The sequence below is a fragment of the Nocardia sp. NPDC058633 genome (genome assembly GCF_042717045.1).
Taxonomy (GTDB): Bacteria; Actinomycetota; Actinomycetes; order Mycobacteriales; family Mycobacteriaceae; genus Nocardia.
Window position 1 is genome coordinate 328,143 of sequence record NZ_JBHXRA010000006.1, and the last position, 6,000, is coordinate 334,142.

6 protein-coding genes are annotated in these 6,000 nt (G+C 67.0%); 3 read left to right on the forward strand and 3 right to left on the reverse strand.

The annotated features are described in order from the left end of the window. The first annotated feature begins 305 nt into the window (after nt 1-305). Together ACFWUR_RS10445 and ACFWUR_RS10450 are read left to right on the forward strand one after the other, a co-directional pair. Nucleotides 306-740, forward strand: coding sequence for a DUF3151 domain-containing protein (locus ACFWUR_RS10445; RefSeq protein WP_378904968.1), 435 nt, complete (start codon nt 306-308; stop codon nt 738-740). Between the two features lie 64 nt (nt 741-804). Then, entirely contained in the window at nt 805-1,932 is a 1,128-nt protein-coding gene (locus ACFWUR_RS10450) for an aromatic acid exporter family protein (RefSeq protein WP_378905054.1), read from the forward strand. A 52-nt stretch (nt 1,933-1,984) separates the two neighbouring features. On the opposite strand, the gene ACFWUR_RS10455 is transcribed toward ACFWUR_RS10450, so the two are convergent. The 3 genes from ACFWUR_RS10455 to ACFWUR_RS10465 are packed head-to-tail and all read right to left on the reverse strand — an operon-like array spanning nt 1,985 to nt 4,295. Further along, nucleotides 1,985-2,839: a glycosyltransferase family 2 protein gene (locus ACFWUR_RS10455; protein WP_378904971.1), complete on the reverse strand. Its 855-nt coding sequence runs from the start codon at nt 2,837-2,839 to the stop codon at nt 1,985-1,987. 41 nt (nt 2,840-2,880) lie between these two features. Beyond that, nucleotides 2,881-3,669, reverse strand: a complete 789-nt coding sequence (locus ACFWUR_RS10460; protein ID WP_378904974.1) for a site-2 protease family protein — start codon at nt 3,667-3,669, stop codon at nt 2,881-2,883. Then, the gene (locus tag ACFWUR_RS10465) at nt 3,666-4,295 is read right to left on the reverse strand and encodes a hypothetical protein (protein ID WP_378904977.1); all 630 of its coding nucleotides are present in this window, start codon (nt 4,293-4,295) and stop codon (nt 3,666-3,668) included. The genes ACFWUR_RS10460 and ACFWUR_RS10465 overlap by 4 nt, the downstream gene beginning before the upstream one ends. Before the next feature lie 247 nt (nt 4,296-4,542). On the opposite strand from ACFWUR_RS10465, the gene ACFWUR_RS10470 reads away from it, so the two are divergent. After that, nucleotides 4,543-5,832, forward strand: a complete 1,290-nt coding sequence (locus ACFWUR_RS10470) for an adenylosuccinate synthase (protein WP_062991741.1) — start codon at nt 4,543-4,545, stop codon at nt 5,830-5,832. The last annotated feature ends 168 nt before the right edge of the window (nt 5,833-6,000 follow it).

A 6,000-nucleotide genomic window follows, 5' to 3' on the forward strand; every position in this document is an offset into this window, starting at 1 on the left:
CGGGACCGGCAGACTCTGCTGCCGGGTTGTTCTCGTCGGTCGGGTCGGACACCTCTGTACCCCTCGCTCAGGCTCGAACGTTGCACTCTGCGCTCAGCCTAATAGGCACAGACGCGAAGCGGTCCCTTGTCCGTTGAGCACGGCCGAAGCGTAGCTAGGACTACGCCTCATCGGCACAGACACGAAGCGATTCCAGCTCGCTCTCGCACGGGCGCAGCGTAGGCGGAGCTACGCCGCGGACGGGGCGCCGACAGCCCTGCGGCGGGCCGGTCGGCGCGTGCGGGACCATCGTGCACAATGAACCCATGACCTCCTTCGGTGACCTGCTCGGACCGCAGCCGGTCCTCCTTCCTGAACTGACCGACGCCGAAGACGCCATCGACGCGGGCACCGACCCGGTCGAGGTCGCCGCGCGATACCCGGCCGCCTCGATCGCCTGGGCCACACTGGCGGAGGCCGCTCTGCAGCGCGCAGGCGGCGAGGTGAACCACGACACCGTGGCCGCGTACGCGTTCGCCCGCACCGGCTACCACCGTGGCCTCGACCTGCTGCGTCGCAACGGCTGGAAGGGTTTCGGCCCCGTCCCGTGGAGTCACGAACCCAACCGGGGCTTCCTGCGCAGCGTCGGCGCGCTGGCGAGCGCCGCGAAGACGATCGGCGAAACCGAGGAGTACGCGCGCTGCCTCGACTTGCTCGAGGACTGCGATCCGCGCGCGGCGAACGAACTCGGCCTGGACTGAGCCGGCGGTTGGGTCCGGGGCGTAGGTGAGCGAGCACAAGCCTTTCGTCGCCGTTGCCACTCCGGTGGTCGCGGCCGCCAAGGTCAGCACCGTCGGCCGGTACCGGGCCTCGATCGAGCGCCTGCGGCTGTCGGCGGTCCCGATCATCCAGTGCTCGCTCGGCGCCGCACTGGCCTGGTTCATCGCCCACAACCTCGTCGGCCACATCGAACCGTTCTTCGCGCCGACCGCCGCGGTGGTCTCCATCGGCATCTCGTTCGGTGCGCGAGTGCGCCGGTCGGTGGAGTTGGTGGTGGGTGTCGCGGTCGGCATCGGCATCGGCGACCTGTTCATCGCCCAGGTCGGGACCGGTGTCTGGCAGGTGGCCCTGGTGGTCGGCGGCGCGATGGCGGTGTCGGTCTTCCTCGGCAGCGGCGCGCTCATGACGATCCAGGCGGCGGGTTCGGCCGTGCTGGTCTCGACGTTGAATCAGGCGCCGGGCGCGGGCCCCAATCGCATGATCGACGCCCTGATCGGTGGGCTCGTCGGCGTGCTGATGGTCGCGTTGATCCCACTGCACCCGGTTCGCCGCGCCCGCGAACACGCTGCCGACGTGCTGTCGGTGATGAGTAAATCGATGATCACCTGTGCCGACGGCCTGCTCGAACAGAACTCGACGAAGGTGTCGGACTCGCTGTCGGCGGTGCGCGACACCCAACCTCAGATCGACGCGCTGCGCGACGCACTCGCCGGCGGCCGCGAGATCAGCCGGATATCGCCGCTGTACTGGAACTCCCGAAAACGCCTCGAACGCATCCACAACGCGGCCGACCCGCTCGACAACGCCGTCCGCAATACCCGTGTGCTGCTCCGGCGTTCGCTCACCCTGGTTCGTGACGACGAGGTGCTCGACCCGCGCCTGATCGACCTGGTCGACCGGTTGGGCCACGCCACCGACGTGGTCCGCAAGATGATGCTGGCCGATCCCGGCGAGCAACCCGATCAGGCCGAAGCGCTCACCTCACTGCGCGGCGCCGCCAAGGACGCCCGCCCCGAACTCGTTGTCGGAGCGGGTTTGTCGGCGCACGTGGTGTTCGCGCAGATCCGGTCGATCGTGGTGGACCTGATGGTGGTGTGTGGGATGCAGCGCATCTCGGCGATCGCCTTGCTGCCGCCCACCGTGCCCAATCCGTATGTGACGCCGGAGGAATAGGCGTACCTGCGCTGCGGCGACCGCAGACCTCTGACGTCGGTGTCGCGGTGTCTCAGTCGCCGACGGGAGAGACCCGAGGACATCCCGGTCGCAGCGAGAAACGCTTGCGGTCGAAGTCCCATGCTCGGTAGATCGGCCACTGCGATGTGTGCATCACCCAGGCGCCGGTGATCACCGCGCGATGGAACGGCACCACGTTGTAACCCTGGTTGGCGATCGTCTGCAGGCCGCGCAGCTGGTACTTCCACCACACGCTCGGCGGGGTCTTGCGTCGGCGCGCGGAAATCTCGGCACGCAGCAGCGGCAGCTGGTCGATGCGCAGTTTCGCCTTCGTGAGGCACAGCGCCAGATCGAGGTCCTCGTGCAGGTCGCGACGAGTGGTGGTGGCCGAACTCACCTGCTCCCACGCCGAACGCCGAATCGCCATATTGGCGCCGTGCACGTTGCCGACGGGCTGGGTCTTGATCAGTCCGAGCCGCTCCTGCCCGCCGATCGCGGCGGCGAGGAAGATGCCGATCGGGGAATCGTGATAGGTGCTGATGCCGGTCACCGCCATGGTGTCAGGGTGGGCGTCGAGGTGGGCGCGCACGGTCGCGCCCCACTCGGGGGAGACGAGGGTGTCGGCGTCGATGCGGCCTAGGTAGTCGCCGCGAGCTTTGTCGAAGCCGGTGTTGCGAGCGAACGCGACGCCGGGCTGCGGCTCGCTGATCAGCTCGATCTTGGGGTATCGGGCCGCGAGATCGGCGACGATCTCGCGGGTGTTGTCGGTGCTGCCGTTGTCGACGACGATGATCTCGTCGATCGCATCCTGGCTGACCAGGCGCTCCAGGCATGCGGTGATGCCCGCTGCTTCGTCGAGTGCCGGGATGACCACGGACAGGACAGCGGACGATTCTGTCGAGCGCATACGTGTTTTCCGTTCCAGGGGTCGGTTATGACCCGAGGCTATCAACGCCAGAATCGGGTCAGCTGGCCGCCGTAGGCTGCCCACACCTCAGGTACCCCGGACAGTTCGAACAATGCGTACACCCCGTTGAAGAACACTTGACTCAACGGGGTGAAAAAGATGACAGCGAACAGAATCAACATGCCGTAGGGCTTGATCTGATCGAGCGAGCGCCGCGTCTGGTAGCTCAGCGACGGCTCGATGATGCCGTAGCCGTCCAACCCCGGCACCGGCAGAACGTTCAGCAGAAACGCCGTGATCTGCAGAAACGCCAGAAAACTGAGTCCGCACCAGAAAGCCGGGTTCTCAGCGACCGACCCGAAGACCCGGATCACGATCAGCAGCGCCACCGCGCACAGCGCGTTCGAAGCAGGTCCCACCGCGCTCACCAGCCGCTGCACGCTGGTCTTGAACCGCGACGAATCCACATACACCGCGCCACCGGGCAAACCGATCCCGCCGAGTGCGATGAACACCAGCGGCAGCCCGATCGACAGCACCGGGTGGCTGTACTTCAGCGGATTCAGCGTGAGGTACCCACGCACCTCCACCTCGTGATCGCCCGCCCGCCACGCCACATACGCGTGCGCGAATTCGTGCAGGCACAAACTGATGATCCAGCCGAACACCACGAGCAGGAACACGCCGACCTTGGCCCGCACCGAATCGATGTCGGCGTCCCACGCGAGCACACCGCCGCCCACGGTGATCAGCACGATCAGCAGGAACACCGGACTCGGCCGTACCGCGCTGTGCCCGGCCCGCCGATCCGAGGGGAAGGAGTAGGTCATCGCACCAGCAACCAGGGTTGTTCGAATCGATAGAAGGTCGAGCGCGCGACGGTGCGTTCGGCGGTGATCCCGTCGCGGGTCACGACCGCTCCCGGAGTCCCGAGCTGGGCGGCGCGACCGGAAACCCAGGTGCGCTTGCGCAAGCCCTTGCGTACTCGCGCTCGGACACCCGGCATGGTCATCGTCGGCGAGATCAGCATCATGGTGACGGTGCCGCTGAACAGCAGCGTGTCGTCGACATAGGCTTCGCCCACGAGTTTCGCGTCGTCGACACCGGCGATGCTCGCCCGGCCGACCAGCACGGTGCCGGTGTCGTCGCGGATCAGCGGCGTCTCGATCGCCCGGCCCTCCACCGCTCGCTTCGCGGCGCCGTTGCCGGTGCCGGTCTGATAGACCCGCGAGGCGTAAGTCGTTTCGATCGGCACGAAACCGACTTCGACATGCAGCCGCTCGGTACGCATCAAATGGGTGAGCACCGCGGCGAGCGAGGCGTCGGCGCCGAGCACGATCAGGCGCGGCAGGCTGTCGGCGGCCAGCACCGGCAGCAGTTCATCGATCACCGCGACGTCGGGCACGCGCCCGGTCTGGGTATTCGGTAGCGAGGAGAGCGCGATCGGCACCGGCATGTCGCCGCACCGGAGAACGTGGGTACTCAAACTGCGGTACACCCTCCTCGGTCACGCAAACTCACTGCCGACTGGTAACCGTAACCGATCGGGGCAGGTGCGGTAGGTCGGGGTCGGGGGCCCGCGACGGGGCAGGTCGACGGGACCTGATCAGGCGTCGGCTAGACTGTGCCTCCGGCCACCGCCTCAATACGGCAGGTAGCTGCAGTGCCGCGTGTGCTGCCGTCGATCTGTAGGAGACTCCGAAATGCCGGCAATCGTCCTCATCGGTGCCCAATGGGGCGACGAGGGTAAGGGCAAAGCTACAGACCTGCTCGGTGAGCGGTTGCAGTGGGTGGTCCGATACCAGGGCGGCAACAATGCCGGCCACACGGTGGTGCTTCCCAACGGTGACAAGTTCGCTCTGCACCTGATTCCGTCCGGCATCCTCACCCCCGGTGTCAAGAACGTCATCGGCAACGGTGTCGTCGTCGACCCGGGCGTGCTGCTCGACGAGCTGGCCGGTCTGGAAGAGCGCGGAGTCGACACCTCCGGCCTGCTGCTCTCCGCTGACGCGCACCTGATCATGCCGTATCACGTGGCCATCGATAAGGTCACCGAACGCTTCCTCGGCAACCGCAAGATCGGCACCACCGGTCGCGGCATCGGCCCCTGCTACCAGGACAAGGTCGCCCGCGTCGGCGTCCGCGTGGCCGACGTGCTCGACGAGAAGATCCTCACCCAGAAGGTCGAGGCCGCCCTGGAGTTCAAGAACCAGGTGCTGGTCAAGATCTACAACCGCCGCGCGCTCGACCCGCAGCAGGTGGTGGACGAGGTGCTCGAGCAGGCCGAATCGTTCAAGCACCGCATCTCCGACACCCGGCTCGAGCTGAACCTCGCGCTCGAGCGCGGCGACGCGGTCCTGCTGGAAGGCTCGCAGGGCACCCTGCTCGACGTCGACCACGGCACCTACCCGTTCGTCACCTCGTCCAACCCGACCGCGGGCGGGGCGGCGGTGGGCTCTGGCATCGGGCCGAACAAGATCGACACGGTGCTCGGCATCCTCAAGTGCTACACCACCCGCGTCGGCTCGGGTCCGTTCCCGACCGAGCTGTTCGACAACTTCGGTGAGTTCCTGGCCAAGAACGGTGGCGAAGTCGGTGTCACCACCGGTCGCGCGCGTCGTTGCGGTTGGTTCGACGCGGTGATCAGCCGATACGCCACCCGCGTCAACGGCGTCACCGACTACTTCCTCACCAAGCTGGACGTGCTGTCCGGGCTCGACACGGTGCCGATCTGCGTGGCGTACGAGGTCGACGGCAAGCGGGTCGAGCAGATGCCGACCACGCAGACCGGGTTCCACCACGCCAAGCCGATCTACGAGGAGCTGCCGGGGTGGTGGGAGGATATCTCCCACGCCCGCACCTTCGAGGAGCTGCCCGCCAACGCTCAGGCGTATGTGCTTCGGCTGGAAGAACTTTCGGGTGCGCGGATCTCGTGCATCGGGGTGGGTCCGGGGCGTGACCAGACGATCGTTCGGCACGACGTGCTTGCATGATGTGAGGCTGGGGAACCAGTTGGGGTCCGGTGCCGGGTGCGGCGCCGGACCCTTTTTGTCTGGTAGTCCCAGGCAGGTTTGACGCTGTGTTTGTTGGAGCGCTGGCGCGCTCGAGTCGCGGCCCCTGGGGGCCGCCGGTTAGGCGCCGTTGCTTGCTCCTTCGTCGCG

Coding starts and splice junctions, on each gene's coding strand:
- ACFWUR_RS10445 (WP_378904968.1), top strand. CDS start 306: ATGACCTCCTTCGGTGACCTGCTCGGACCGCAGCCGGTCCTCCTTCCT.
- ACFWUR_RS10470 (WP_062991741.1), top strand. CDS start 4,543: ATGCCGGCAATCGTCCTCATCGGTGCCCAATGGGGCGACGAGGGTAAG.
- ACFWUR_RS10465 (WP_378904977.1), bottom strand. CDS start 4,295: ATGCCGGTGCCGATCGCGCTCTCCTCGCTACCGAATACCCAGACCGGG.
- ACFWUR_RS10455 (WP_378904971.1), bottom strand. CDS start 2,839: ATGCGCTCGACAGAATCGTCCGCTGTCCTGTCCGTGGTCATCCCGGCA.
- ACFWUR_RS10460 (WP_378904974.1), bottom strand. CDS start 3,669: ATGACCTACTCCTTCCCCTCGGATCGGCGGGCCGGGCACAGCGCGGTA.